Origin of the sequence: Nonomuraea sp. NPDC023979 (genome assembly GCF_040639085.1) — a bacterium.
Lineage (GTDB): Bacteria > Actinomycetota > Actinomycetes > Streptosporangiales > Streptosporangiaceae > Nonomuraea > Nonomuraea ceibae.
Map to the genome: position 1 here is coordinate 153858 of NZ_JBEZZG010000005.1, position 24055 is coordinate 177912.

Sequence of the window (24055 nt, forward strand, 5' to 3'; positions counted from 1 at the left end):
ACCGGCCCGCCTTCTGCTGGGGGGTGGATCCTGGGCTCGGTAGCCGCCATCGAACTCGTCTGTGCGGTGTCGCCCCACGATGTCCTCTTGGTGTGTGTTTGGAAGCCTTTCGGAGACCCTAGCCGGTGATGCTCCGCAATACTCGGGAGACGATACTCGGTGTGCTTGCTGTGGCAAAACACCTGTTTTGGTGCGCTAATAACACTCAGTGACGGTCAGTGGCAGCATGCGTGACCGTGCCACGCCCGCCATCCCTCACGCACGGCGACCACCGCCAGAGCGAGCGCCATCGCCGGATCGACCCACCACCACCCGATCGTGCCCGCCCACAGACCGGCCAGCACCCCGGCCGCCATCGCGCCGCAGATCAGGTTCTGCGCGGCCTCCCCGGCCGTCGCCCCCGAGGCCAGCCGCCGGGCCAGCCGCCGCTTGACCAGCCCCAGGATCGGCATGCTGACCAGGCTCACCGCCGTCACCACGATCCCCAGCACGGTCGGCACCGCCCGGTGCCCGGCATCCAGGTCGTGACCCACGTGCACGATCAGATAGGGCGCGAGCAGCCAGAAGCTCACCGCGATCGCCCGCCGCGCCCGATGCTCCGCGCTCGCCGACAGCGTCCGCTTCCCCGTGAACCGCCACACCACGATCAGGCTCGCCGCCACCTCCACCAGAGCCGACAGCCCCCACCCGATCAACGCCACCGAATGCGCCGCCAGCCCCGCCGCCAGCCCGAGCGAGCTCTCCACCGCCAGCCACACGATGGTGACCACGGAGAGTGAACGCGCCAGCCTCGCAGCCCTGATCCAATCGGCTGACGCGGCCGGATGCGCATGAACCCGCTGGTCAGGCACCTTGAACCTCCGCATTCTCGGCTTCCGGCCGTCGACAGCATTATGTGCCGTACCCATTACTTATCGTGACCTTAGAGGCCGGCGGCAAAGAATGTTCAAGCTTCCCGGGTAGTGTGCAGTGATCGTCGACGGGATATGGGGGGCCGATGCCGTTCACGCCCAGTCACATCGCGGCCGTGCTGCCGCTGGTGTCGTCACCGCGCATGCGCAGGTGGACCGACCCCTGGGCGCTCGCGGTCGGAGCGATGGTGCCCGACCTGCCGATCTTCCTGCCGTTCCTGCCCGACTACAGCGACTGGCACTCCTGGCAGGGCGTCGTCACCGTGGACCTGGCGGCGGTGCTGGTGCTGCTCGTGCTCTTCCACGGCCTGCTGCGCGACCCGCTGATCGGGCTGCTGCCGCCCGCGTTCGCCGGCCGCGCCGCGACCCTCCTGCCGACCCGCCGCGAACTGCTGTCCCGCCTGCCCGCCGTGGTCGCGGGCGCGCTGGTCGGCGCGGGCACGCACGTGCTGTGGGACTCCTTCACGCACTCCACCGGGCCGCAGGAGTGGGGCCACTGGCTCGGCGTCTCCGTCCTCGGCGTGCTGCCGCTGTTCCGCGTGCTGCAGTACGTGTCGTCGGCCGTCGGCCTGGCCGTCGTCGTGTGGTGGGCCTGGCGCGGCCTCGCCGCGATGCCGCCCGCGCCGGTGCCCGGCCGCCTGCGCGTCTCCGCCCGCGTGCGCGGCGGCGTCCTCACCGGCGGCGCCGCCGGCATCCTGACCGGCGCGTTCGTCTGGCCGCTGGTCGACGAGCCCAACCCGGCGTACGGGCTGCCCGCCGTGATCACCAAGGTGGGCGCCGGCACCGTCGTCGGCCTGTGCCTGGTGCTCGTCTGCTACGCCGTCGGCTGGCAGCTCAGGCGGCTCGTGGCAGTATCGGAAGGTGCTTGAGTACGTAACCGACGCCGCCGACCCCCGCCTGGCCGACTACACCCGGCTGCGCGACGTGGAGCTCCGCAAGAGCCTCGAAGCCGAGCGCGGCCTGTTCCTGGCGGAAGGCGAGAAGGTGATCAGGCGCGCCATCGCCGCCGGCTACCCCGTCCGGTCCGTCCTGACGACCGGCCGCTGGCTCCAGCCCCTCGCCGACGTCCTCGGCGACGCCACCGTGTACGTCGTCAGCGACGAGATCATGTCGGGCATCGCCGGCTTCCAGGTCCACCGGGGCGCCCTCGCCTCCCTGGCCCGCCTGCCCCTGCCCGCCCTGGACACGGTGCTCGCCCCGGCCGCCCGCGTCGTCGTCCTGGAGGACATCGTCGACCACGCCAACGTCGGCGCGATCTTCCGCTGCGCCGCCGCCCTCGGCGTCGACGGCATCGTCCTGTCGCCCCGCTGCGCCGATCCCCTCTACCGCCGCGCCGTCAAGGTCTCCATGGGAGCCGTCTTCTCGATCCCGTACGCCCGGATGGACAACTGGTTCACCGGCCTGGACGAGCTGCGCGCGGCCGGGTTCCAGACCCTTGCCCTCACCCCCGACCAGTCCGTCACCCCGATCGACCGGGTCAAGCTCGGCGGCCGGGTCGCGCTGCTGCTCGGCGCCGAGGGCGACGGCCTGTCGTCCCGCTGGCTGCACGAGGCCGACGAGGCCGTGTGCATCGCGATGAGCCCGACGGCGATGGCCGCCGGCGTCGACTCGCTGAACGTCGTCGCCGCCGCCGCGATCGCCTGCCATGGACTGATGCGCGAAACCGTTTAGAGCCGCCACACGGGGCACTGACACAGCCATGCATGCTGTGGAGAAGGCTCTTTCGCTCGGGACGGGAATGCTCAGCGGCGCCCTGGCCGCCGCGATGTTCAAGCGGACGTGGAAGCTGGTGTCCGGCGACGACGACGCCCCGGACGCCGGCGACCTGGAACGCGGCTGGACGGAGGTGCTCGTCGCCGCCGCGATCCAGGGAGCCCTGTTCGGCCTGGTCAAGGCCGCCGTGCACCGTGCCGGCGCGCAGACGTTCCGGCATCGCGCCGTGACGGGCAGGACCTGACGGCGGCGGTCAGGCGACCTTCGACGCCGAGGCCGTCCAGGTGTTGCACGACCCGGGGTTCCCGGTGGCGAACCCGCGCTTGGTCCATGCCCGGATGTTGGCCGTCTTGCCGTAGACCCGATCGTCGCCGGGCTCGTCACCCAGGAGCAGGTTCAGCGAGGTCTTCCAGTCCTTGCCGGAGCGGCCCTTGAGCGGCCAGACGCTCTTCATGAACGCGCCGGCGAAGCAGTCGGACTGCAGGCTGTAGCGCCGTACCAGCTCCCGCTCCTCGGCGTCGTCGTCGTAGGACTCCTCGTCCAGGGCGGCGCCGATGCCCACGAGCTCCTGCACGTGGATCCCGTACATCCTGGACGTGATGCTGAACAGCCAGAGGTCGTGCGGGTCGTCGAGCCAGTCCTTGCCGAGCTGGAAGATCAGCGTGCGGTTCTTCTCGCAGTAGTACGCCTGCGCGTTGTAGTTGTCGATCTCCAGGTCGCAGTAGCCCTTGGGCACCTTGGCCAGATACTTCACCCGCGGCTTCTGGAACTCCAGGCCCGCGGCGGTGAGGTGCTTGCCCCAGGTCCTGTCCAGGCAGGCGACGACGGCGTTGATGTAGGCCCTGGCCATCGGCTTGTCGTTGCGCTTGACGGGCTTCTCGGCGCACGTGCTCCTGGGGAGCGGGCCGGCCTCGTAGAGGGCGTTGGCGACGAGGTCGGCGCCCTCGACCGGGTCCTGGCCGGAGGCCGCCGCGGCGGTGCCGGTCAACGGCAGCAGAGCGGCGGCGCTCAGCGCGGCGATCACGCGAATTTTCACAAGGCGTGACACTAGGGCTGGCAAGGTCAACAGGGCAAGGGCGCTACCAGTGGATGGGGGTGTGGGCGTTGTCCAGGGGCGGGCCGACGGGGGCGGACGGCGCGGCCCAGCGCACCGCGTTCGCGAGCACCCGGTGCACGTCCGGATCGTGGTAGACGGGATAGTTCTGGTCGCCGGGGCTGAAGTAGAAGATCCGGCCCAGGCCGCGGGTGTAGCAGCAGCCGCTGCGGAACACCTCGCCGCCGCTGAAGTTGCTGATGAACACCAGCTCGTCCGGCTCCGGGACGCCGAACGGCTCGCCATACGTCTCCTGCTCCCCGATCACCAGCGGGCGCGGCACGCCCTGGGCGATGGGGTGGCCGGGGGCGACGGTCCACACGAGCTCGCGCTCGCCCGCGTCACGCCAGTTGAGCGTGCAGGTGGTGCCCATCAGGCTGCGGAAGATCTTGGAGTAGTGGCCGGAGTGCAGCACCACCAGCCCCATGCCGCCTAGCACCCGCTGCCGCACCCGGGCGACGACCTCGTCGGCGACCTCCTCGTGCGCCATGTGCCCCCACCAGGTGAGCACGTCGGTCTCGGCCAGCTCCTTGTCGGACAGGCCGTGCTCGGGGTCGTCGAGCACGGCGGTGCGCACCCGCGCCTCGCCGCCCAGGTGCGCGTTCAGCCCGGCCGCGATCGCGCCGTGGATGCCGTCCGGGTAGCGGCGGCGTACGTCCTCTTCGCGCTGTTCGTGGTAGTTCTCGCTCCAGACGGTCACTCTGATCCGCATCTTGCTCCCCTCGTCCAGATCAGGCGTACCCATCCAGAGGCGCGGGAGGCTCGAAGACCGACGTCAGCTCCACCGGCCTGCCCTGCTCGTAGGAGGCGCGGGTGGCGCAGAGAATCTCCACCACGTGCGCGGCCTGCCGCCCGGTGGCCCGGTGCGGCCGACCCTCGCGGACGGCCGCCGCCAGGTCCCGCACGGCTCGGCCCCACTCCACGCCCCGGTACGCGGGCCGCAGCGGCTCGACGGGACGCGGCTCCTCCCCGAAGGCGGCGACCTCCAGCGCGGAGTCGAAGTCGTGCCAGGAGCGCAGCAGCAGCGACCCGGTGTCGCCGTGGAACTCCAGCCCGTGCTGCCGCGTGCCGTGACCGGGGACGTAGAAGTCGCAGGTCAGCCGGAGCAGGACGCCGCCGTCGAACTCGACGTTGGCCACCACGTAGTCGGGCGTGGTGATCGTGAACGGCCGCCCGTCGAGCCGCGTCCGCTCGGGGTGCACGACGGAGGCGAACGCGGTCACCCGCCGGGCCGGGCCGAGCGCCGTCGTGACGATCGTCAGCGGGTAGACGCCCACGTCGAACAGCGGCCCGACCTCGTAGAAGCCGACCGGGTCCGGGTGCCAGGTCTCGATGCGCCCCCAGTTGACCTCTCCGTAGACGAGCCTGAGCCGGCCGGTGGCGTTCTCGCGCAGCAGCTTGAGCGCGGTCTGCTGGGCCTCGCCGAGGAACGTGGCGGGCGCCCCGCCCAGGCGCAGCCCCTTCCTGCCGGCCAGCTCGACCAGCTCGGCCGCCTCCTCGTAGCGCAGGGCGAGCGGCTTCTCGCTGTGCACGTGCCGGCCCGCCTCCAGACAGCGGCGGATCACCTCGTAGTGGGCGTGGTGCGCGGTCAGGTTGACCACGATCGAGACGCCCGGGTCGGCCAGCAGTTCGTCCAGCGACGGGTAGGCGCGCACGCCGTGCGCCGCCGCCAGGGTCGCGGCCCGCGCCGGGTCGACGTCCTGGACGCCGCGCAGCTCGATCTCGGAGTAGCCGGCGAGGTCGGCGGCGTAGCGCTGGGCGATGTTGCCGCAGCCGACGATCGCCACGCCGGTGGTCGCGTCGGTGGTCGCGTCGGTGGTCTCCATGCTCACGCCTCCAGCCACTGCCGCAGCCGCTCGCGCGACGTCAGCACCTCGGGGATCGGGTCGCGGTCCTCAGGCTCGTGCTCGATGCTGATCGTGCCCGTGTAGCCGATGCGCCGCAGCTCCTCCACGCACCGCCGCACCGGCACGCAGCCGTCGCCGAGCGCCACCGTGTCGTGGCCGCCGGGCGCCGCCACGTCCTTCAGGTGCACGTGGAAGATCCGGTCACCGAGCGCCTTGATCGCCTCGGCGGCGTCGTAGCCGTGGGTGCCGAACCAGCCGGTGTCGAGCGCCGCGCCGATCCGGCCGCCGGCGTCGTCGCCCATCGCCTCCAGATACTCCCCGGGGGTGCGTTCGGGGTGGTTCTCCACGCCGAGCCGGAGATCGTGCTCCTCCAGCGCGGCCACCACCGCCTCGCGGTCGGTGCGCAGCACGGGCGCCATCCCGCCGATGACGGGCGCCCCGACGGCGCGGGCGATCCGGCACAGGCCGCGGAAGTACGCCACGTCGGCCCCGGCGGACCCGGCCAGGCTCGGTACGGACAGCTCGTGGCCGGCGAGCAGCCCGGCGGCGATCTCCAGGTGCTCGTCGGTGGCCCAGGCCGGGTTCAGGTGGGCGGTCCAGACGTCCATCGAGGTGAAGCCGAGCCCGGCGACCTCGGCGACGATGCCGCCGAACCGCCCGGCGAAGCCGTCGAGCGGGGCGAACCGCTCGTTGGTGACCCGGTCGGCCTCTCCCCAGCCGGGGGCGGGCATGCGGCTGCCGGTCTCCCTGGTGACGAAGTTGGCTCCCATGAACGCGATCGTGTTCACACGTCTCCTCGCGCGATTGCGATTTTCGGAGGCTTTTCAGTGAACTTACGTGCCCGTCAGAGGGGCGTCAATGGGGTGTTCGCGGGGAATTCGTACCTTTTGGTGGCGTGAGGGGGCCATTATTTCACTGAAATTTCAGTGAGGCGCCGCCGTGGACGAGCGGACGATCAGCTCGTGCGGGAAGATCAGCCGCTCCGGCGCGGCCGGCGGGTCGGACAGCAGCAGCCGCCCGGCCTTCTCGCCGATCTCCTGCTTGGCCTGCCGGATCGTCGTCAGCCCGGCCTCCTGCGCCGCGCTGTCGGAGAACCCGACCACCGACAGGTCCTCCGGCACCCGCAGCCCCAGGTCGGCGGCGGCGTCGAGGATGCCGAGCGCCAGCACGTCGGTGTTGGTCAGGACGGCGGTGGGCCGAGGGTCGGCCCGGAGCAGCGCGTGCCCGGCCTCCCGGCCCGCCTCCCGCGAGTTGCGGGACAGCTCGTAGAACGGCACGCCCGCCCAGTCGACCCCGGCGGCCACGCAGGCGCTCTCGTAGCCGCCCCGCCGGCCGCGCATCGCCTCGAACGTCGCCGCCCGCTGCCGCGCCGGGTCGGCCCAGCCGGTGCGGCCGTCGTCGTGCAGGCCCACCATCGCCACCCCGACGCGCCGGTGGCCCAGCTCCAGCACGTGGCGGGCGGCCAGCGCCCCCGCCGCCGGCTCGTCGATCCCGACGAACGGGTGGCCCGGCACGTACGGCTCGTCGACCACCACCATCGGCAGCCTCCTGGCCAGCACCTCCGCCAGCGCGGGGTGCCCGTCGGGCAGCGAGACCACGCAGAAGGCGTCGACCACCGCGTCACGCACCGGCACCGGGCGCTGCTCGCCGCGCGGCAGCGGCAGGATGAGCAGCCCGACGCCCGCGTCCTCGGCGGCGGCGGCCAACCCCTGGAAGAACCCGACCGCGTACGGGTCGGCGAACGCGTAGGGCAGGGTCTCGCTGAACAGCAGGCCGAGCGCGCCGGCCCGGCCGAGCCGCAGGGAGCGCGCGGTCGCGTTGGGCCCGGCGTAGCCCAGCTCGTCGGCCACCTCCAGGATGCGCCGGCGCAGCCCGTCGCTGAGCTGGTCGGGCCGGGAGAAGGCGTAGGACACGGTGGCCCGCGACACGCCCACCCTGTCGGCGATCGTCTGCAGCGTGACCTTGGCCATCGTCCAACGGTATCGGAATCCCTTGCCGGAGCCCTCCTTAATCAATTAAGGTCTTAATTGATTAAGGAGGTGTCATGGACGCCATGCAGGTACTGGCTCATCAGAGCGCGCTGGGACACACGGACACGCTGACCGAGGCGCTGCCGGACGCGCCGGTGAAGCACTCCCGCGACAGGAGACGGGTGCGGGTGCGGCTCGCCTACACGCTCCGGGTGACGGCCGACCGGCTCGACCCCGCCTGTCCGGGCATGCCGGTCAGCTGACCTCGATCTGGCTGCCGGCATGGTCGAGCAGCCGTTCGGCGGTGCTGAAACGGCGCTCGTCCTGGTCGTTCAGCAGCACGCCGATCACCTGCCTGCCGCCCCGCTCGCCCGCGAACAGCAGGCAGAACCCCGCCGCCCGCGTGTAGCCGGTCTTCACCCCCGTCACGCCGTCGGCCCGGGTGAGCAGCTTGTTGGTGTTGCGCCAGGTGTGCGCCCGGTGCGCGGACGTCTTCGGCACCCGGTGCACCTCGCGGCCGACGATCGTGCGGAAGACCGGGTTCTCCAGCGCCCGGCGCGCCAGCTCGGCCTGGTCCACGGCCGTCGAATAGCCGCCGAGCGACGGCTTCGGCAGGCCGTCGGCGTTCGTGTAGCGGGTGTCGTCCAGGCCGAGCGCGCGGGCGGTGGCGTTCATCTTGCGCACGAAGGCGTTCGTGCCCGGCCCGTAGCGGCGGGCCAGCGCGTGGGCCGCGTCGGCGCCCGAGGGCAGCATGAGCCCGTAGAGCAGGTCGCGCACGGTCAGCCGCTCGTCCTTCTTGAGCGCGGCCGAGGTGGCGCCGTTGCGCACCGCGTGACGCACGTCCGCGGCGGTCACGGTGATCGTGTCGCCCAGCCGGGCCTCGCGCAGCACCACGTAGGCGGTCATCACCTTGACCAGGCTGGCGACCGGCACCCGAGCGGTCTCCCGCTTGCCGAAGTGGATCGTTCCCGCCGAGTCGACCACGTAGCCGACCTTCGCCTTGACGGTGGGCGTATCCGCCGCGTACGCCGGAGTCCCGGCTATCAGGACGAGCAGCGCGGAACCTATACAGGCCGCGATTCGCATGACGAACATGACGGACATCGTGGCATCCGAACCACCCGGAGGCGCGCCAAACCCACCCCGAAAGGGGAAAACAACCGGAAAGCGTCAGCCGACGAAGGTCCGCTTCCTCCTGCGCCGCATCACGATCACCACGACCCCGGCCACCGCCGCCACCGCCAGCGCCCCGGCCGTGACAGGCGAGGACGCGGCGATCCGGAACCAGCCCCACACCAGCGCCGTCAGCCCGAACCACCACATCGGCGCCCACGTCAGGCAGCCCAGCGCGCTGGCCACGACGTACCACGGATAGGACACCCGCAGCGCACCGGCCACCCACGGCAGCGTGTGGCGCAGCATCGGCACCCAGAAGCAGCCGTAGACGGCGAACGCCCCCCACCGCTCGACGACGCGCTCGACCTTCTCGATCCGCTCGCGGCCCACCTTGACGCCGATGCGGGAGTCGTACAGCTTCTCGCCGAGCCTGCGGCCCACCCAGTAATAGACCTGGAACGCTCCGAACAGGGCGAGGATCAGGATCGCCCCCACCAGCCAGTAGGGAATCCCGAACAGGAAGGGGTCGGTGGGCGCGGGGACGGCCAGAACGCGTGATGCCATGAGCCGACTCCCCCCACGCCAAACCATTAGGTCAGGCTTACCTTAGTTCACCCCTTACGTTACCGCCACAGGCAGGTTGCAAGCGTGTGACAAGCGACGCTCAATACCCGTGCCCCACGCTGGGCGGTGAGCGAAGAGAGGTGCTGACCGTGTTGACCGGGTTGAGCAAGGCGACGAGAAGCAGCCGTACGGCACTGGCCACCGGCGCGGCGAGCGCGGTGAAGTTCCTCGTGGCGGCCCTCGCCTTCGCCGCCGCCTACGCCGGCCTGACCGCGTACGGCGCCGCGAGCTCCGCGCCGCTGCCCGCGCCCGCCCCCGCCCGGGCTGTCACCCTGCCGGCACGCACAGTGCCCGCCGCGCTGCCCGCCGCGGTGCCCGGCGAGGTCACGGTCACCGCCCTCGACAGCGCGCCGGACTGCCTGAAGACGTTCCTGGCCCGTACGGTGATCGTCAACCCCGACCCCGACGAGGCCGTCTCCTACCGCTGGCGGCTGGCCCGCTGGAATCCCGGCACCAACACCTGGGGCACCTATCTGGTGCACTACTCCGGGTTCGCGGGAGCCGAGGAGAGCGCCGCCTGGGAGCCGGCCGTCTCCGCCAACCCCGGCTGGTATCGCGTCGAGCTCAAGGCCGAGGGGCGCGAGGCGATCAGGAGCGACCGCTTCCAGGTGAGCTGCTGACCGAGCGCTGCGCCGCCTCCACCCAGCGCGGCACCCCGATCCGGTGCGCCACCTCCAGCGCCTTGCCGTAGTGCTCGCGGGCGGCGGCCGGCTGGCCCAGCCGGATCGCCAGGTCGCCCAGCGTCAGCGCCACCGGCCACAGCGCCACGACCCCGGTGCCGGCGCCCGCCACCCGGTCGGCGAACGGCTTGAGCTTGTCGTAGCAGTCGACCATTCGCTCCCGGTCGTCGAGCAGCATCCCGGCCAGCGCCCGCCACGTCATCGCGAGCTCGTACAGGAAGTCGGGCCGCACCGGCGGGCGGACGGCGGCGACCGCCTTGGCGTCGGCCACGTGACCGGCCGAGGCGAGCGCCAGCGCGTAGGCGTCGAGGGTCCACTTCGCGCCGCGCTGGTGGGCCTCGGCCAGGAGCTCGACCGTCTCGGCCGCCCGGCCGTCGACCAGGTGCAGGCAGAACGTGGTGATCAGCGGCAGGTCCTGGCGGCCCTCCAGCATGCCCGCCCGCGCCGTCATCCGGGCCGCGTCGCGATAGGCCCGCTCGGCGCCCGTGTAGTCGCCGGCGATCATCTGCCGCTGCCCGGAATACCAGGCGTGGACGGCGGCCGGGGCCGGCAGGTCGTACTGCCGGGCCAGCCGGTCGGCGGCGGCCGCGTGCTCGTCGGCGACGCCGAACTCGCCGCGCGCCGCCGCGCACTCCAGCAGCACCAGATGGGCCAGCGCCTGGGTGGCGACCTGGCCGGAGCGCTGGGCCACGTCGAGCAGCTCGCGGCCGATGCTCTCGCGGGTGTCGACGGCCGGGATGTCGTAGGACTGGCGCAGCCGCCCGCTCAGCGCGACCGCGATCAGCACCGGGTCGCCGCTCTGCCGGGCCACCTCCAGCGCCTCCAGCGATGCCTGCCGGCCCCGCTCGGGCGAGGAGGAGCCCTCCAGCTCCAGCGCCAGCGTGGTGAGCAGGCTGGCCCGCAGCTGCTGCTCGCCCTCGGGCAGCTCGCTCAGCGCCCGCTCGGTGACGTCGACGATCTCCCACGCAGTGCGGGTGAAGTCACGCGCCATGCCCTTGTGCGGCACCGCGAGCGCCGCCGCGACCCGCGCGGTCAGCTCCAGGTCGCCCAGCGGCAGCGCGGCGTCCATCGCCTCGCGGCGCAGCAGCCGGGCCGTGTGCATGTCGCCGCACAGCGCCAGCGCCTTGATCCGGCGCAGCATGAGCCGCAGCCGCTGCTTGGTGTCGCCGCCAGTGCGGTCGAAGGCGGCGATGGCCTGCTCCCACAGCGTCGCCGCCTCGCGGTGCGCGAAGCGCCGCTCGGCCTGCTCGGCGGCCAGCCCCGAGTAGTGCACCGCCTTGTCGGCGGCGTCGGCCAGGAAGTAATGGTGGGCCAGCGCGGCCACGTCGGACGGCGCCCGCCGCTCGATCACCGCCGCCACGGCCGCGTGCAGCCGGGTGCGGCGCAGCCGCGAGGCGTCGGAGTAGAGCGTGTCGCGCACCAGGTCGTGGTCGAACCGCAGCAGCCCGGGGCCCGGCTCGGTCACCAGCCCGGCCAGCAGCGCCGCCTCGACGGCCTCCACCACGGCGTCCTCGTCGCCGGCCACGTCGACCAGCACGTCCACGTCCACGTCGCGGCCGATCACCGCCGCCTGCAGCAGGATCTGCTGCGCACCGGCGGGCAGCCGGGAGACGCGCCGCCGCAGCACGTCCCGCACCCCCGAGGGCACCCGCGACAGCACCTCGGCCGCGCTCGCCCGGTCGGCCGCGCCCTCGGCGTCGAGCAGCCGGACGGTCTCGCGGACGAAGAACGGGTTGCCGCCGGTGCGCTCGACGATCGACTCGACGGCGTCCTCGTCGATCTCGCGCACGCAGGTGGCCCGGACCAGCTCGGCCACGGCCTTCGGGGCGAGCCCGGACAGGCCCACCCGGACCGGGCCCAGCCTGGCCAGCGCGGCCAGCACGTCGGCCTGCCGGTCGTCGAGCTCGCTCTCGCGGCAGGTGACCACGAGCAGCACCCGGCTGGTGGCCAGCAGGCTCGGCAGCGCGCGCAGCAGCGCCAGCGTCTGGTCGTCGGCCCAGTGCAGGTCCTCCAGCGTGAGCAGCACCGGGGCCCGGCGCGCGACGCCCGCCAGGTAGCCGCCGACGGCCCGGTGCAGCCGGAACCCGCCGGACACCTCGTCGTCGTCGGGCGCGGGCGCGGCGTCGTCCAGCAGCGGGGCCAGGAGCTGGGCGTACTCGCCCGCGCCGGTCGTGCCGACGAGCGCGCGCAGGATCTCCACCCAGGCCCAGCCGGGCGGGGTGGCGCTGGAGTCGGGGCAGGCGCCGGAGGAGGTCATCCAGCCGTCGGCGGTCAGCCTGCTCTGCAACTGGCGCAGCAGCGTCGTCTTGCCCGCCCCGGCGACGCCGGTGACGATCGCCACCTGGAAGCGGCCGGTGCGGGCGGCGGCCGTGGTCAGCCTCGACAGCTCGGCGTCACGGCCGACGAACGGCTCGGGCTCCAGCGGCGGCGGCTCGATCGGGGTGGCGGGCCTGGGCGGCCACGTGTCGGCGGGCGGCACCGGCCGCGACGGGCGGGGCGGCGGGGCCAGCTCCAGCTCGGGCGCCTGGGCGAGGATGTCGGACTCCAGCTTGCGCAGCGCCGGCCCGGGGTCGATGCCGAGCTCGTCGGCCAGGATGTTGCGCGCCCGGCGCAGCGCCGCCAGCGCGTCGCCCTGCCGGCCGCACCGGTAGAGGCCCAGGCCGAGCAGCCGCCAGCCCTCCTCGCGCAGCGGGTGCTCGGTGGTGAGCGCCTCCAGGTCGGGCACGGTCTCGGCGGGCATGCCCAGGCGCAGGCCGGTGTCGGCATGCCGCTCGCGGGCCACCAGCCGCAGCTCGGTCAGCCGGTTGACCTCGGCCTCGGCCCACTGCTGGTCGGCGAAGTCGGAGTAGGGGGTGCCGCGCCACAGGCCCAGCGCCTTCTCCAGGCGGCCGCGCGCGGCCTGCGGGTCGCCGTCGTCGAGGTGCTCGCCCGCCGTCCGGACGAGCTGCTCGAAGCGGAGCGCGTCGACCTGCTCGGGCGCCACCCGCAGCGCGTAGCCCGAGGCGACGGTCACCAGCAGCCGGTTGGGCCCACCGCGCGGGCGGCCCGGCTCCAGCACCCGGCGCAGCCGCGAGATGTAGACCTGCAGCCCCGACTGGGCGCCCTTGGCGGTGTCGTCGTCCCACAGGTCGTACAGCAGCGTGTCGACGGGCACCACCTGGCCCCTGGCCACGAGAAGCCGGGCGAGCACGGCCCGTTGCCGCAACCCGCCGAGGTCGAGTTCGTCGTTTTCGTACGCCTCGACTGGCCCCAGAACTCGGAACGCCACCATGTCAGCCGCCACGCTATGCGCGCTTCCGAATCACGCACAAGGCCCGGGGTTGATTACGTGGAGGGTTCGGGATAGTCACTGGGGGGCCTTCGAGATCGTGGACGGGGGATCCGCTGCGGCGCCTCGGCTGTTGCGCCTGCGCAGGAGCGCCCACGCCCCCAGCGCGAGGCCGCCGAACGGGATCTCGATAGTGTAAGTCCAGAAACCGAAGAGCAGTGCGGCGGCCGTCGCCGGCGGGGCCGCCACGCCGAACGTGGTCAGCAGCACGACCACCCCCGACTCCATGATCCCGGCGCCGCTCGGCGTGACGAGCACCGCCGTGAGCACCCGCGACAGCGCGAAGACGGCGATCGACTCGGCGAGCCCCGGCCAGGCGCCGGTGGCCAGCATGCAGGCGGCCATGATCGCCCACTGGAAGCCGAGGAAGAACACCATGCCGAACGACATGATCGGCCACCGGGTCCGCACGACGGTGGCGGTGTCGTGGCGCAGCCTCTCGAACGCCTGCGACGGGCGGACCTTGAGCCGCACCAGCCTGGCCAGGAAGTCGAGCCCCCGGCCCAGCACGGCGGCGGCCCGGTCCCAGTAGAGGGCGGCGGCGACCACCGCGCACAGGGCCAGGATCGAGATCGCGCCGACCCAGCCGGCGTTGGCCACGGTCGCGTTGGGCGCCTGCCCGGCCAGCAGCAGCGCGATGATCCCGACGGCCGGCAGGATGAACCTGAACAGCGTGTTCCAGATCCCGCTGACGAGCGTCATGACCACGATCGGCCGGTTGGCGAACCCCCAGCCCCTGGTCATCGCGAACGTCAGCGCCACCCCGGCCGCGCCGCCGAACGGCAGCAGGTTGCTGACCGCGCTCCCGGCGGCGTTGAGCGTGAGCGCCTGCGTGTGGCCCAGCCCCGGCAGCGACCCGGTCAGCACGAACGTGTAGGCGAGCAGGCTCAGCAGCCACACGGCCGTCATCAGCGCGATCATGCCGGCGTCGAGCGTGCCGAACACGGCGCCGATCTCCTGCCAGGAGACGGGCTTGCCGGTCAGCGTCTGCACGATCTGCGGCAGATAGACCACCAGCAGCACCGCGAGCCCGAGCGACAGGACGGACAGCGTGATCTGGAGCCACTTGTTCTTCATCGGAGCCCAGTCTGCCGGTAGCCGGCTACTTGGGCCATCGGTCGAAGGGATGACGCAGCCTCGTACCCGGGGGCAGGTCGCGGCGGACGAACCACTCGGTGCCGAACACCAGCCGGTAGAGCGGCCCCGGCACCTTGAGCATCACGGCCAGCGTGCGGTCGGTGTCGCCGCCGGTCGCCTGCGAGGCGTGGGCCTCCATCGACGCCCGCTTCTGCCGGGCGTAGCGGCGCACGTTGACGCGGTGGGTGATGGTCTCGCCGGAGGAGTAGGCGCTCTCGAACGTGCGCACGTCGAACTCCGGCGGGAACCGGTAGACCTTGCCCGCCGCCTTGAGCAGCTTGACCAGCGGGTCGCGGTTGACCGTCGCCTCCAGCACGACCCGCGTGCCGGCGATCTCCGCTGCGCGCCTGCCCACCCGGTGCACCTGCACGTGGTCGGGATGGCCGTAGCCGCCCGCCGGGTCGTAGATCGACAGCAGGTCGGCGTTCTCCTCCTGGAGGATGGCGGCCAGCGCGGTGGCGGCCTTCTCCGTGTCGGCGTCGATGAAGGCGTTGTCGGGCCGCTCCTCGGCGATGCCGCCCTTCGGGCTCAGCCCCGAGTCGCCGTAGCCCAGGCACTCGACGCGGGCGCAGCCGAGCGCGGCGGCCGAGGCGTAGAGCTCCTTCATGCGGGTCTCGCCGAGCGCCTCGCCCGGCCGGATCTCCGCCAGGCCGCGCTCGCCCGCGGTGGCCACCACGAGCACCACGCGGTGCCCTTCGGCCGCGAGCATCGCCATCGTGCCCGCCGTCAGCAGGGCCTCGTCGTCGGGGTGGGCATGGAAGAACACAGCGGTACGTGGAGGCACAGGCCCAGATTAGTCTGGGAGGGGTGCGGATCTTTCACGTGAGTGACTGTTACCTGCCGAGACTCGGGGGAATCGAGGTGCAGGTCGCCGATCTCGTGCGAATGCAGCGCGAGTCCGGACACGAGGTGGAGCTGGCCACCGCCACCCGGGGCGAGGCGCTGCCCGGTGTGCACCGGATCGTGGCGCGTGTCCCGTTCGATCTGCCGGTGCACCCGGCGGGCGTGAGGCATCTCACCCGCCGCCTGGCCGGGTCCCGGCCCGACGTGGTGCACGTGCACACGGGGGCCGTATCGCCGTTCGCCTGGCAGGGCGTGCGCGCCGCCGTCCGGCTCGGGCTGCCGTGCGTGGTGACGGTCCACAGCATGTGGGATCCGGTCACGCGCGCCCTCTACCGGCTGCTCGGCACGGCGTACGGGTGGCAGCGGTGGGGGCTGGTGGCCACCACGGTCAGCAACGCGGCGGCGGTTCCGATCCGCGCGGTCGCCGGGCCCCGGGTGCCGGTGCACGTGGTGTCCAACGGGCTGGACCTGTCGGGCTGGCGCCGCTTCCCCGCCGAGAGCGGCCCCGACGACCGGGGCGAGGTGCACGTCGTGGCCGTCGGCAGGCTGGCCCCGCGCAAGCATCCGGTACGCCTGCTCAAGCTGCTGGAGCTGGCCAGGTCGCGGGTCCCGGCGGAGATTGCGCTGCGCGCGACCGTGGTCGGCGACGGCCCGGCCCGCGCCTCGATGGAGCGCTACCTGGCCCGGCACGGCATGACCGGCTGGGTGTCGCTGCCGGGCCGCCACACCCGCGAGCAGATCGCCAAGGTGCTGGAGTCGGCCGACGTGTTCGTGGCCCCGGCGCCGCGCGAGTCGTTCGGCATCGCCGCCCTGGAGGCGCGCGCGGCCGGGCTGCCGGTGGTGGCGCGGTCGCAGAGCGGGGTGGCCGACTTCGTCAGCGACGGCACCGAGGGCCTGCTCGGCCCTGACGTGAACGCGCTGGCCGACGCCGTGGCCAGGCTCAGCGTGGACCGCGAGCTGCGCGAGCGGATCACCCGGCACAACCGCGCCACACCGCCGGCGGCGGGCTCGTGGCCCGCGGTCCTGGCCGGGTTCGACCGGGCCTACGCCGAGGCGGCCGCCCGCCCGCCAGCCCGCCCGAATTGAGGTATATTGTTACCATGGTAACAGCGGAGCGGACCCAGACCGGCCTCCGGGTGGAGAAGAACCTGCTCAAGGTCCTCAAGGGGCTGGCGGAATACCTGGACATGTCCCTGGGCGACCTCGTCGAGGGCATCACGCTCCACGCCTTCGAGGGGCGGGCGCCGTTCTCGCCCGAGACGCTCGGCAAGATCGACCAGCTCAAGTCCGTCTACGGCCTCACCCTGACCGCCGACGACGCGCACCGGCTGGTCACCCGGTGACGGGGGTGCAGTATTCGCTCAGCGGCCTGGTCGCGGTGCCGCTGCCGCCCGCCGAGGCGCTGCTGCTGTTCACGCCGCGCGGCGAGGAGCGCTGGGTCAAGGGCTGGCGGCCGCGCTTCCCGATGCCCGCCGACGACGACTGCGCGCCCGGCACGGTCTTCGAGACCGACACCCACGGCGAGCGCACCACCTGGATCGTGGTCGACCGCCAGGAGGGCCGCCGCGTCTGCTACGCCCGCGTCACCCCCGGCTCCCGGGCCGGCACGGTCACCGTGACCGTCACCGGCGACACCCGGGGCGGCAGCACGGCCGAGGTCGTCTACGACCTCACCGCCCTGTCCCCGCAGGGCGCCCGCGAGCTGCGCGGGTTCGCTGACGGCTACGCCGACTACCTGCGCGGCTGGCAGACCGCCATCGCCGAGCACCTCAGCGCGCCCGAGGCCGTGACCCCCGGCTGAGGTCATGGAGCCCGGTTGAGCACCACGTAGCCGTCGCGCTCGAACACCTTCGTGTAGCCCTCCGCCATCAGCCTGCCCACCTGGGCGAACTGCTCCTCGGCGGTGCCGAACGGGAACTCCCAGCGGGCCGTGTCGGCCACCACCCAGGGCGCGCCCTGCGGCCGTCCCGTCCACAGCAGGACCGTGGCGCGGCTGCTCAGGGCGGGCCCGACGGAGTTGGCCGCCTCGACCGTCACCCCCGACGGCACGTGCGCGACCGCCGCCTCGGCCGCGGCCGTCTTGACCGGGTCGCCCTTGTAGAAGGCGGGATGGTAGAGCTGGTCCAGGGCGAACCTCGGCACCAGCGTGACCGCCACCGCGCACATCGCCACCGCCCACGCCAGCGTCAGCGACCGGTCGCCGGGCCGCTTGACCCAGCGCAGCAGCCGGGCCAGCCCGTCCACGCCCGCGCAGAACAGGATCGCCACCGTGAAGGCGTTGTACTGGAAGTCCGCCTGCCACCACAGATGACGGTCGGCCAGCATGCGTTCGAGCACGTGCGGCAGCGCCACCAGAGACAGCGGCGACAGCAGGCACAGCAGCAGCGTCGGCCACGCCAGCAGGAACAGCGTGTCGACCTTGGCCTCCTCGCTGAAGGGCAGCAGCAGCGCGGCGAGCGGATCGCGCAGCATCGTCAGCACCGCGCCCGGCACGTCCGGCCCGAGATGGCCGTAGGCCCAGAAGTCGGACGCCTGCCCGCCCAGCATCGGGACGAGCGCGCCCCGGGTCAGCATCACCCCGCCCAGCCCCACGGCCGCGCAGCACACGCCGCGGAAGCGGTCGCCCACGGCGAACAGGTAGGCGCCGAACCCGATCACCATCAGCCCCATGTCCTCCTTGACCAGGAGGAGCGTGAACAGGGCCACGAAGGCGGGCAGGTGCCGGCCGGCCTGGTAGCGCTCGATCGCGACGGCGGTCAGCAGCGGCACGAACATGACCTCGTGCGCGTCGAACGCCACCGCCTGCGCCACCGGCCACGACAGCGCGTAGGCCAGCGCGACCAGGTAGGCGGGGCCGAGACCCAGCACGCGGCGGGTGAACAGCCAGATGAACGGGATCGCCGCCGCGAACAGCAGCGCCTGCGCCACGATCAGCGACCCGGGCCCGTCGTGCACCCAGTAGAAAGGCGCCAGCAGCGCGTAGATGGGCGAGAAGTGGTCGGCGAGCTGGAGGTAGTCCAGCCCCCGGTCGTGGAAGGCGCCGAGGACCGGCGCGTACGGGAGCCGGAAGGACGCGTAGTTGCGCACGGTCTGGTCGAGGATGACCAGGTCGAAGGTGCTGGTGCGGTAGGTGGCCAGCTCCACCAGGCCGATCACGGCGTACGCGACGGCCGACACCAGGCTGAGGAGCCCGACCCGCAGGCGGTCGCCCCTCAGCCAGGGGTTGAACCGGGTCATGAAACCGGAGAGAGTGGCGCCGACCTTGGGCCGCCCCACCAGCGTGTCGCCCGTCACGGGCAGCAAGACTAGACCGGTTTCATGCGGAACGTCATCAGCTGCAGGCGCCCTGGATCTTCGTCGCGGAGCTCTGGAGCTTGGTGACGGCGTCCATGGCGGCGGTCGGGTTCGCAGCGTCGATCTTGATGCTCTCCATGCCGCTGGCCATCTCGTCGAGGGCCGAGCGGAGCTCGCCGTCATAGTCGGCGGCCAGGGTCTTGATCTTGCCGGCGGCCTCCTGGCCGGCCTTCTCCATGGCGGAGGGGTCGGTGGCGGCGCCCGCGACCGAGGTGCTGAAGCCGTTCATGATCGTGGTGACCTCGCTGGCGACCTTGTTGCAGTCGACCGCGGTGCCGATCGCGCCGCACGCGGTGGTGAGGCCGGCAAGGGTGAGCGTCGCGATCGCGATCGCGATGCGGCGAGGGGGAGTCATGGTCTTGCCCTTCGTTGGTGTAGGAACGAGGGGACAGTATGGCGCAAACCTTGACCGACGCTTGCACCCCACTAGCATCATCGATATCAAGCCGACGTAAAGCGGGTATCTGTCCTCTTCGTGAGAGTGGTCGTGATCGGGGCGGGCGTGGCGGGTCTCGCTCTCGCGCGCGCTCTGATGGGCGGCGGGCACGAGGTCGAGGTGTTCGAGGAGGCCCCGGAGCCGCGCACGGCCGGCGGGTCCGTCACGCTCTGGCCGGGCAGCACCGCGATCCTGCGCGAGCTCGGCATCGACGCCGCAGCCGCCGGGCGCCGGCTGGAGACGCTGGAGTCCTGGTCGGCGCGGGGGCGGATGCTCAGCGCCGCCGACCTCACCGACGCCGAGCGCGCCTACGGCCATCCCACCGTGCACGTGGCGCGCGGCGAGCTGGTCGCGCTGCTCGCCGAGGGCGTCCCGGTCACGTACGGCGCCGCCGCCGAGGACGTCGACCCAGGCGGCGCGCGTGCGCGGCTGGCCGGCGGCCGGACGGTCCGCGGCGACGTGCTGGTGGGCGCGGACGGGCGCCGGTCGGCGGTCCGGCACGCCATGCTGGGCGGCGATCCCGCGCGGCTCAGCGGCTGGGCGACCTGGCAGGGGTTCACCACCGAGCCGACCCCGCTCATCTCCGCGGGCCGGGCCGTCCTGATCTCCGGCGAGGGCGGGCTGTGCGGGCTGATCCCGGCGGGCGGCGGGCGGCTGCTGTGGTGGTTCGACGTGCGCACGGCTCCCGGCAGGCCGCTGTGGGGCGACGACCCCGACCCGGTGGGGAAGCTGCGGCGGCTGTTCGGCGACCTGCCCGACCCGGTGCCGCGCATCCTCGCCACGATGACCGCGCCCGAGTTCTTCCCGCACCACACGTGGAAGATCCCGGACGTGTGGGGGCACGGGCCGACCACGCTGGCCGGCGACTCCGCGCACACCATGCCGCCGACCTTGGCGCAGGGCGCCAACCAGGCGCTGGAGGACGCCTGGCTGCTGGCGCGCTCGGTCACCGGCGACCTGCGCGCCTACGAGCGGGCCCGCGCCAGGATGGTGCGCCGCTCGGCCGTGCTCGCCGGGATCGAGATCACCAACCGGCACGAGCCGCTGGCCCGGCTGGTGCCGAAACGGGTCGCGACCGGCCTGTGCACCCGGTGGCTCAGGTGGGCCAGCGGCTACCTCTTGACAGCCTCCTAGGCCGAGCTGACTATTCGCATATAGGGCAACTCGGTGCGTATTACGCAACAAGGAGTGTCTGTTGACCAGCACATCGAGCCTGATCTTCACGCTGCCCGGACGCTCCTACACCGACCCCGAGGTGTTCGCCCGCGAGCAGGCCCTGATCTTCGAATCGCTCTGGTTCTGCGCGGTCAGATCCGCCGAGCTCGCCGCCCCGGGCGCGTTCCGTACCGTCCAGGCCGGGCGCGAGAGCGTCATCGTGGTGCGGGGCCGCGACGGGCTGCTGCGGGCCTTCCTCAACGTCTGCCGGCACCGCGGCGCGCGGCTGTGCCTGGAGGAGGGCGGCGAGGTCAGGCGGACGATCCGGTGCGCCTACCACGCCTGGTCCTACGACCTCGACGGCACGCTGGCGGCGGCGCCCAACCTGGCGAGGATGCCGGACGTCGACCGGGTCGCCTACGGCCTGGTGCCCGTGGCGCTGCGCGAATGGCTCGGCTACGCGTGGATCTGCCTGGCCGACGAGCCGCCACCGTTCGAGGAGAGCGTGACCCACGCCGCCACCGAACGGCTCGGCGACCCGGCCGCCATCGATCGCTACCACGCCGACGAGCTCGCCGTGGGCCGCCGCGTCCGCTACGACGTGCGCGCCAACTGGAAGCTCATCGTCGAGAACTTCATGGAGTGCTACCACTGCGCGACCATCCACCCCGAGCTCACGGCGGTGCTGCCGGAGTTCGCCGGAGGATACGCGGCCCAGTACTACGTCGGGCACGGCGCCGCGTTCGCCGAGCGGGCCGAGGGGTTCACCGTCGACGGCGCCGCCGGGTTCGGCAAGCTGCCCGACGTCGCGCCCGAGCAGGACCGGCGCTACTACGCGGTCACCGTCAAGCCGCAGGTCTTCGTCAATTTGGTGCCCGACCACGTGATCGTGCACCGGATGTTCCCGCTGGCCGCCGACCGCACGATCGTGGAGTGCGACTGGCTCTACCACCCCGACGTGGTCGCCTCGGGGGCCGACCTGTCGCGCTCAGTCGAGCTGTTCCACCGGGTCAACGAGCAGGACTTCGACGCCTGCGAGCGGACCCAGCTCGGCATGTCGTCACGCGCCTACGCCGACGGCGGCGTGCTGGTGCCCAGCGAGCACCACATCTCCGCGTTTCACGACTGGGTGAACCAGCGCTTGCGCGGATAGCGGACCGCGAGCGCGCCGTACTTGGTCTCGCCCGTCACCACCACGTGCAGCACCCCGGGCCGCTGACGCCCGGGCACGTCGGCGGTGGACGTGGTGCCGTACGTGGTGCGGAACCCGTCGACGTTGGCCGAGGCGCCCGGCGGCAGCACGATCTTGGCCGAGCCGTACTTGAGGTCGAGCTCGACCTCCACCACGGGATGGGCGATGACCGCCTGGCTGAAATCGAGGTGGACGCCGCCGTGCTTGGAGACGGCACGCAGCCGGCGCGGCACCGCCCAGTCGCCGGCGCGCTTGAGCTCGTCATGCTTGGTCTCCAGCACGACCACGTCGTCGGCCTGCGGCGTGTCGGCGGGCAGGTCCTCGACGACCTTGACCAGGTCGCTCTGAACCTTGGCACTCAGCGCCCGTTCGAGCCGGTCCTCCAGCTCGAACTGGTCCAGACGCCCCTCGGTGAAGGCGCGCTGCAACTGCTGGGTGACGAGTTCCCGATCCGCGTCGGATGCGCGGATCTGCATTTCCGACATGTCTTGAGCATAGGGTCGCATCGGTCAGAACGGGAGTGGACGGCCTGCGGGGGTACGCAGATCGAGGGGGAGCGGGCGGCGAGGGGGCCGGGGCCGCTGTACGATCTGAAGTCTCTTCACACTGAATAGCTACCCAACACTCGGCCTTGATGACACCAACGCCGGGTAGCGTGAAAGGCGATGTTGGCAGACCCGTTCGTGCACCCGGCACTCTTCTACAGAGGCGATCGGGAATACGTTGCTGCCACGACCCGGTTCATCCGCGAGGGCCTGGACGCCGGCGAGCCCGTGGCCGTCGCCGTTCCGGCGCGTAACCTCGAGCTGATCGAGGCCGTGCTGGGCGCCGATGCCGCCCGTGTGACCATGCTCGACATGCTCAAGGCGGGGCGCAATCCCGGGCGGATCATCCCCGGCGTGCTGCGCGACTTCGCCGACCGCCATCCCGGCGAGCACGTGCGCATCATCGGCGAGCCGATCTGGCCCGGGCGCAGCGCGACAGAATACCCGGCGTGCGCCCAGCACGAGGCGCTGATCAACTACGCGTTCCGGGGCAGGCAGGTCACGATCCTGTGCCCGTACGACCTGGACGGGCTCGATCCCGAGGTCATCCGCGAGGCCGAGCTCACCCACCCCGTGCTGCTCGACGAGGAGGGGGAGCGCATCAGCGACCTCTACGCTCCTCAGGCGGTCGTCGACGGGCACAACCGCCCGCTCGACGAGCCGGGCGAGCACGTCGCGCTCCGCTTCGACCGCCACAACCTGGCGGCGGCCCGCCTGCTCGCCGGTGAGGTGGGCGACAAGCTGGGGTTCACCGGCGAGCGGCTCGACGACATCCGGCTGGTCGTCGCCGAGCTCAGCGCCAACAGCCTCGACCACGGCGGCGGCGCCGGTGTGATCCGCGTGTGGCACGCCGACGGCCGGCTGGTCTGCGAGGTGAGCGACGCCGGGCACATCACCGACCCGCTGGCCGGGCGCGCCCCCGTCGACCCGCGCGTGCCCGGCTCGCGCGGCCTGCTCATCGTCAACCTGCTGAGCGACCTCGTCCGCGTGCACACCCGGGCCGGAGCCACCGCCATCCGGGCCTACTTCGACCTGCCCGGACGGCGCTCCGTGCCCGCTCAGGACTCCAGGTAGGCCATGTCGGCGTAACGGTCGCCGCGCACCGCGTCGGCGGGCACCGCCCGCTCCAGCGCGGCGAGCTGCTCGGAGGTCAGCTCGATGTCCGCCGCCGCCGCGTTCTCCTCCAGGTAGCGCAGCCGCTTGGTGCCCGGGATCGGCACCACGTCGCGTCCCTGGGCGAGCACCCAGGCCAGCGCGAGCTGCGCCGTCGTCACCCCGGCCGCCTCGGCGATCCTGGTGACCTCGGCGACCATGGCGGCGTTGTGCTCGGCGTTCTGTCCCGTGTTGCGCGGCATCCACTTGCGGAAGTCGTCGTCGGGCAGCTCGTCGGCCGGCGGCATGGCGCCGGTGAGGAAGCCCCGGCTGATCGGCGAATAGGCGACCAGCGCCACGCCCAGCTCGCGGGCCGTGGGCAGGATCTCCGCCTCCAGGCCCCGGGTGAACAGCGAGTATTCGCTCTGCAGCGCGGCGATCGGGTGCACGGCCGCCGCCCGGCGCAGCGTCGCCGCGCTCACCTCCGACAGCCCGAGATGGCGGACCTTGCCCTGCTGGACCAGCTCGGCCATCGCGCCGACCGAGTCCTCGACGGGCACGTCCGGGTTGCGGCGGTGCATGTAGTAGAGGTCGATGTGGTCGACGCCGAGCCGGCGCAGCGAGGCGTCGCAGGCCGTCCGGATGTAGTCGGGGCTGTTCTCGATCGTGCGGGCGCCGCCGGCGCGGTTCACGCCGAACTTGGTGGCGAGCACGACCTCGTCCCGGCGGCCCTTGATCGCCCGGCCCACCAGCTCCTCGTTGTGCCCGCTGCCGTACATGTCGGCGGTGTCCAGAAAATTCATGCCCAGGTCGAGGGCGCGATGAATGACCGAGATCGACTCCGCCTCGTCGCCCTTGCCGTAGAACTCCGACATGCCCATGCAGCCCAGCCCCAGAGCCGAGACCTCCGGGCCGTCCGTGCCGAGTGTGCGCCTGTTCATCCGTGTCCCCTGTACATGTCGATCGTGTGGTCCAGGGCCGCTCCCCGACCGCCTCCGGGCCTTCCTGAGCAGCTCATG

General features: G+C 72.4%; 26 protein-coding genes. 11 read left to right on the forward strand and 15 right to left on the reverse strand.

Annotation, left to right across the window (positions count from 1 at the left end; all coding sequences use genetic code 11):
- Positions 1 to 215: 215 nt before the first annotated feature.
- The gene (locus AB0G11_RS12295; protein WP_308126271.1) at positions 216 to 770 is read right to left on the reverse strand and encodes a cation transporter; all 555 of its coding nucleotides are present in this window, start codon (positions 768 to 770) and stop codon (positions 216 to 218) included.
- A 227-nt stretch (positions 771 to 997) separates the two neighbouring features.
- Between AB0G11_RS12295 and AB0G11_RS12300 the strand changes: the two genes are divergently transcribed.
- Genes AB0G11_RS12300 through AB0G11_RS12310 form a run of 3 tightly spaced genes read left to right on the forward strand, consistent with a single transcriptional unit; the run spans position 998 to position 2868 of the window.
- Positions 998 to 1780 (forward strand): DUF4184 family protein, encoded by a 783-nt coding sequence (locus tag AB0G11_RS12300; protein ID WP_357585608.1) that lies wholly within the window; start codon positions 998 to 1000, stop codon positions 1778 to 1780.
- Positions 1773 to 2582 carry an RNA methyltransferase gene (locus AB0G11_RS12305; protein ID WP_219510250.1) on the forward strand — a complete coding sequence of 270 codons (810 nt, stop codon included), beginning with the start codon at positions 1773 to 1775 and terminating at the stop codon, positions 2580 to 2582. Before AB0G11_RS12300 ends, AB0G11_RS12305 begins: the two co-directional genes overlap by 8 nt.
- A gap of 28 nt (positions 2583 to 2610) precedes the next feature.
- On the forward strand, positions 2611 to 2868 hold the full coding sequence (locus tag AB0G11_RS12310) for a DUF4235 domain-containing protein (protein ID WP_219510249.1): 258 nt from the start codon (positions 2611 to 2613) through the stop codon (positions 2866 to 2868).
- A gap of 9 nt (positions 2869 to 2877) precedes the next feature.
- Here the strand turns inward: AB0G11_RS12310 and AB0G11_RS12315 are convergent, their stop codons facing one another.
- The 5 genes from AB0G11_RS12315 to AB0G11_RS12335 form a co-directional block, all read right to left on the reverse strand.
- Positions 2878 to 3660 carry a neutral zinc metallopeptidase gene (locus AB0G11_RS12315; RefSeq protein ID WP_219510248.1) on the reverse strand — a complete coding sequence of 261 codons (783 nt, stop codon included), beginning with the start codon at positions 3658 to 3660 and terminating at the stop codon, positions 2878 to 2880.
- A 43-nt stretch (positions 3661 to 3703) separates the two neighbouring features.
- Positions 3704 to 4429, reverse strand: a complete 726-nt coding sequence (locus tag AB0G11_RS12320; RefSeq protein WP_357585610.1) for a ThuA domain-containing protein — start codon at positions 4427 to 4429, stop codon at positions 3704 to 3706.
- 19 nt (positions 4430 to 4448) lie between these two features.
- The gene (locus AB0G11_RS12325) at positions 4449 to 5543 is read right to left on the reverse strand and encodes a Gfo/Idh/MocA family oxidoreductase (protein WP_357585612.1); all 1095 of its coding nucleotides are present in this window, start codon (positions 5541 to 5543) and stop codon (positions 4449 to 4451) included.
- A gap of 2 nt (positions 5544 to 5545) precedes the next feature.
- Positions 5546 to 6352, reverse strand: a complete 807-nt coding sequence (locus tag AB0G11_RS12330) for a sugar phosphate isomerase/epimerase (RefSeq protein ID WP_219510244.1) — start codon at positions 6350 to 6352, stop codon at positions 5546 to 5548.
- Positions 6353 to 6487: 135 nt separating this feature from the next.
- A complete protein-coding gene (locus tag AB0G11_RS12335; protein WP_357585614.1) occupies positions 6488 to 7534 on the reverse strand; it encodes a LacI family DNA-binding transcriptional regulator in 1047 nt (348 codons plus the stop codon).
- A 74-nt stretch (positions 7535 to 7608) separates the two neighbouring features.
- Here AB0G11_RS12335 and AB0G11_RS12340 point away from each other — a divergent pair, with 74 nt between their 5' ends.
- Complete coding sequence (locus AB0G11_RS12340) at positions 7609 to 7797, forward strand: hypothetical protein (RefSeq protein ID WP_219510242.1); 189 nt, start codon at positions 7609 to 7611, stop codon at positions 7795 to 7797.
- On the opposite strand, the gene AB0G11_RS12345 is transcribed toward AB0G11_RS12340, so the two are convergent.
- Together AB0G11_RS12345 and AB0G11_RS12350 are read right to left on the reverse strand one after the other, a co-directional pair.
- Entirely contained in the window at positions 7790 to 8629 is an 840-nt protein-coding gene (locus tag AB0G11_RS12345) for a serine hydrolase (RefSeq protein ID WP_357585616.1), read from the reverse strand. The two genes, AB0G11_RS12340 and AB0G11_RS12345, sit on opposite strands and share 8 nt — an antisense overlap.
- A 75-nt stretch (positions 8630 to 8704) precedes the next feature.
- On the reverse strand, positions 8705 to 9214 hold the full coding sequence (locus AB0G11_RS12350; RefSeq protein WP_246646103.1) for a VTT domain-containing protein: 510 nt from the start codon (positions 9212 to 9214) through the stop codon (positions 8705 to 8707).
- Between the two features lie 149 nt (positions 9215 to 9363).
- Between AB0G11_RS12350 and AB0G11_RS12355 the strand changes: the two genes are divergently transcribed.
- A complete protein-coding gene (locus AB0G11_RS12355; protein WP_357585618.1) occupies positions 9364 to 9894 on the forward strand; it encodes a hypothetical protein in 531 nt (176 codons plus the stop codon).
- Here AB0G11_RS12355 and AB0G11_RS12360 read toward each other — a convergent pair.
- The 3 genes from AB0G11_RS12360 to AB0G11_RS12370 all read right to left on the reverse strand — a co-directional run bounded on the left by AB0G11_RS12360 (position 9863) and on the right by AB0G11_RS12370 (position 15203).
- Positions 9863 to 13237 carry a BTAD domain-containing putative transcriptional regulator gene (locus AB0G11_RS12360; protein ID WP_357585620.1) on the reverse strand — a complete coding sequence of 1125 codons (3375 nt, stop codon included), beginning with the start codon at positions 13235 to 13237 and terminating at the stop codon, positions 9863 to 9865. The two genes, AB0G11_RS12355 and AB0G11_RS12360, sit on opposite strands and share 32 nt — an antisense overlap.
- Positions 13238 to 13300: 63 nt before the next feature.
- Complete coding sequence (locus tag AB0G11_RS12365) at positions 13301 to 14359, reverse strand: lysylphosphatidylglycerol synthase domain-containing protein (RefSeq protein ID WP_219510237.1); 1059 nt, start codon at positions 14357 to 14359, stop codon at positions 13301 to 13303.
- A 25-nt stretch (positions 14360 to 14384) separates the two neighbouring features.
- Positions 14385 to 15203, reverse strand: coding sequence for a PIG-L family deacetylase (locus AB0G11_RS12370; protein ID WP_357585622.1), 819 nt, complete (start codon positions 15201 to 15203; stop codon positions 14385 to 14387).
- A gap of 38 nt (positions 15204 to 15241) precedes the next feature.
- On the opposite strand from AB0G11_RS12370, the gene AB0G11_RS12375 reads away from it, so the two are divergent.
- The 3 genes from AB0G11_RS12375 to AB0G11_RS12385 are packed head-to-tail and all read left to right on the forward strand — an operon-like array spanning position 15242 to position 17063.
- The gene (locus AB0G11_RS12375; RefSeq protein ID WP_357585624.1) at positions 15242 to 16348 is read left to right on the forward strand and encodes a glycosyltransferase family 4 protein; all 1107 of its coding nucleotides are present in this window, start codon (positions 15242 to 15244) and stop codon (positions 16346 to 16348) included.
- Between the two features lie 14 nt (positions 16349 to 16362).
- Positions 16363 to 16605: a hypothetical protein gene (locus tag AB0G11_RS12380; RefSeq protein ID WP_219510235.1), complete on the forward strand. Its 243-nt coding sequence runs from the start codon at positions 16363 to 16365 to the stop codon at positions 16603 to 16605.
- On the forward strand, positions 16602 to 17063 hold the full coding sequence (locus AB0G11_RS12385) for a hypothetical protein (RefSeq protein ID WP_357585625.1): 462 nt from the start codon (positions 16602 to 16604) through the stop codon (positions 17061 to 17063). Before AB0G11_RS12380 ends, AB0G11_RS12385 begins: the two co-directional genes overlap by 4 nt.
- A 2-nt stretch (positions 17064 to 17065) precedes the next feature.
- Here AB0G11_RS12385 and AB0G11_RS12390 read toward each other — a convergent pair whose 3' ends face one another.
- Positions 17066 to 18556: a DUF2079 domain-containing protein gene (locus AB0G11_RS12390; protein ID WP_357585627.1), complete on the reverse strand. Its 1491-nt coding sequence runs from the start codon at positions 18554 to 18556 to the stop codon at positions 17066 to 17068.
- A 37-nt stretch (positions 18557 to 18593) separates the two neighbouring features.
- Positions 18594 to 18971 (reverse strand): hypothetical protein, encoded by a 378-nt coding sequence (locus tag AB0G11_RS12395; RefSeq protein WP_219510233.1) that lies wholly within the window; start codon positions 18969 to 18971, stop codon positions 18594 to 18596.
- A gap of 120 nt (positions 18972 to 19091) precedes the next feature.
- On the opposite strand from AB0G11_RS12395, the gene AB0G11_RS12400 reads away from it, so the two are divergent.
- Positions 19092 to 20186 carry an NAD(P)/FAD-dependent oxidoreductase gene (locus AB0G11_RS12400; protein WP_357585629.1) on the forward strand — a complete coding sequence of 365 codons (1095 nt, stop codon included), beginning with the start codon at positions 19092 to 19094 and terminating at the stop codon, positions 20184 to 20186.
- 61 nt (positions 20187 to 20247) lie between these two features.
- Positions 20248 to 21360: an aromatic ring-hydroxylating dioxygenase subunit alpha gene (locus tag AB0G11_RS12405; protein WP_357585631.1), complete on the forward strand. Its 1113-nt coding sequence runs from the start codon at positions 20248 to 20250 to the stop codon at positions 21358 to 21360.
- Here AB0G11_RS12405 and AB0G11_RS12410 read toward each other — a convergent pair.
- Positions 21327 to 21884, reverse strand: coding sequence for a DUF1707 domain-containing protein (locus AB0G11_RS12410; RefSeq protein WP_246646102.1), 558 nt, complete (start codon positions 21882 to 21884; stop codon positions 21327 to 21329). The two genes, AB0G11_RS12405 and AB0G11_RS12410, sit on opposite strands and share 34 nt — an antisense overlap.
- 180 nt (positions 21885 to 22064) lie before the next feature.
- On the opposite strand from AB0G11_RS12410, the gene AB0G11_RS12415 reads away from it, so the two are divergent.
- A complete protein-coding gene (locus AB0G11_RS12415; protein WP_219510229.1) occupies positions 22065 to 23018 on the forward strand; it encodes an anti-sigma factor RsbA family regulatory protein in 954 nt (317 codons plus the stop codon).
- On the opposite strand, the gene AB0G11_RS12420 is transcribed toward AB0G11_RS12415, so the two are convergent.
- Complete coding sequence (locus tag AB0G11_RS12420; protein WP_219510228.1) at positions 23003 to 23977, reverse strand: aldo/keto reductase; 975 nt, start codon at positions 23975 to 23977, stop codon at positions 23003 to 23005. The two genes, AB0G11_RS12415 and AB0G11_RS12420, sit on opposite strands and share 16 nt — an antisense overlap.
- Positions 23978 to 24055: the final 78 nt, after the last annotated feature.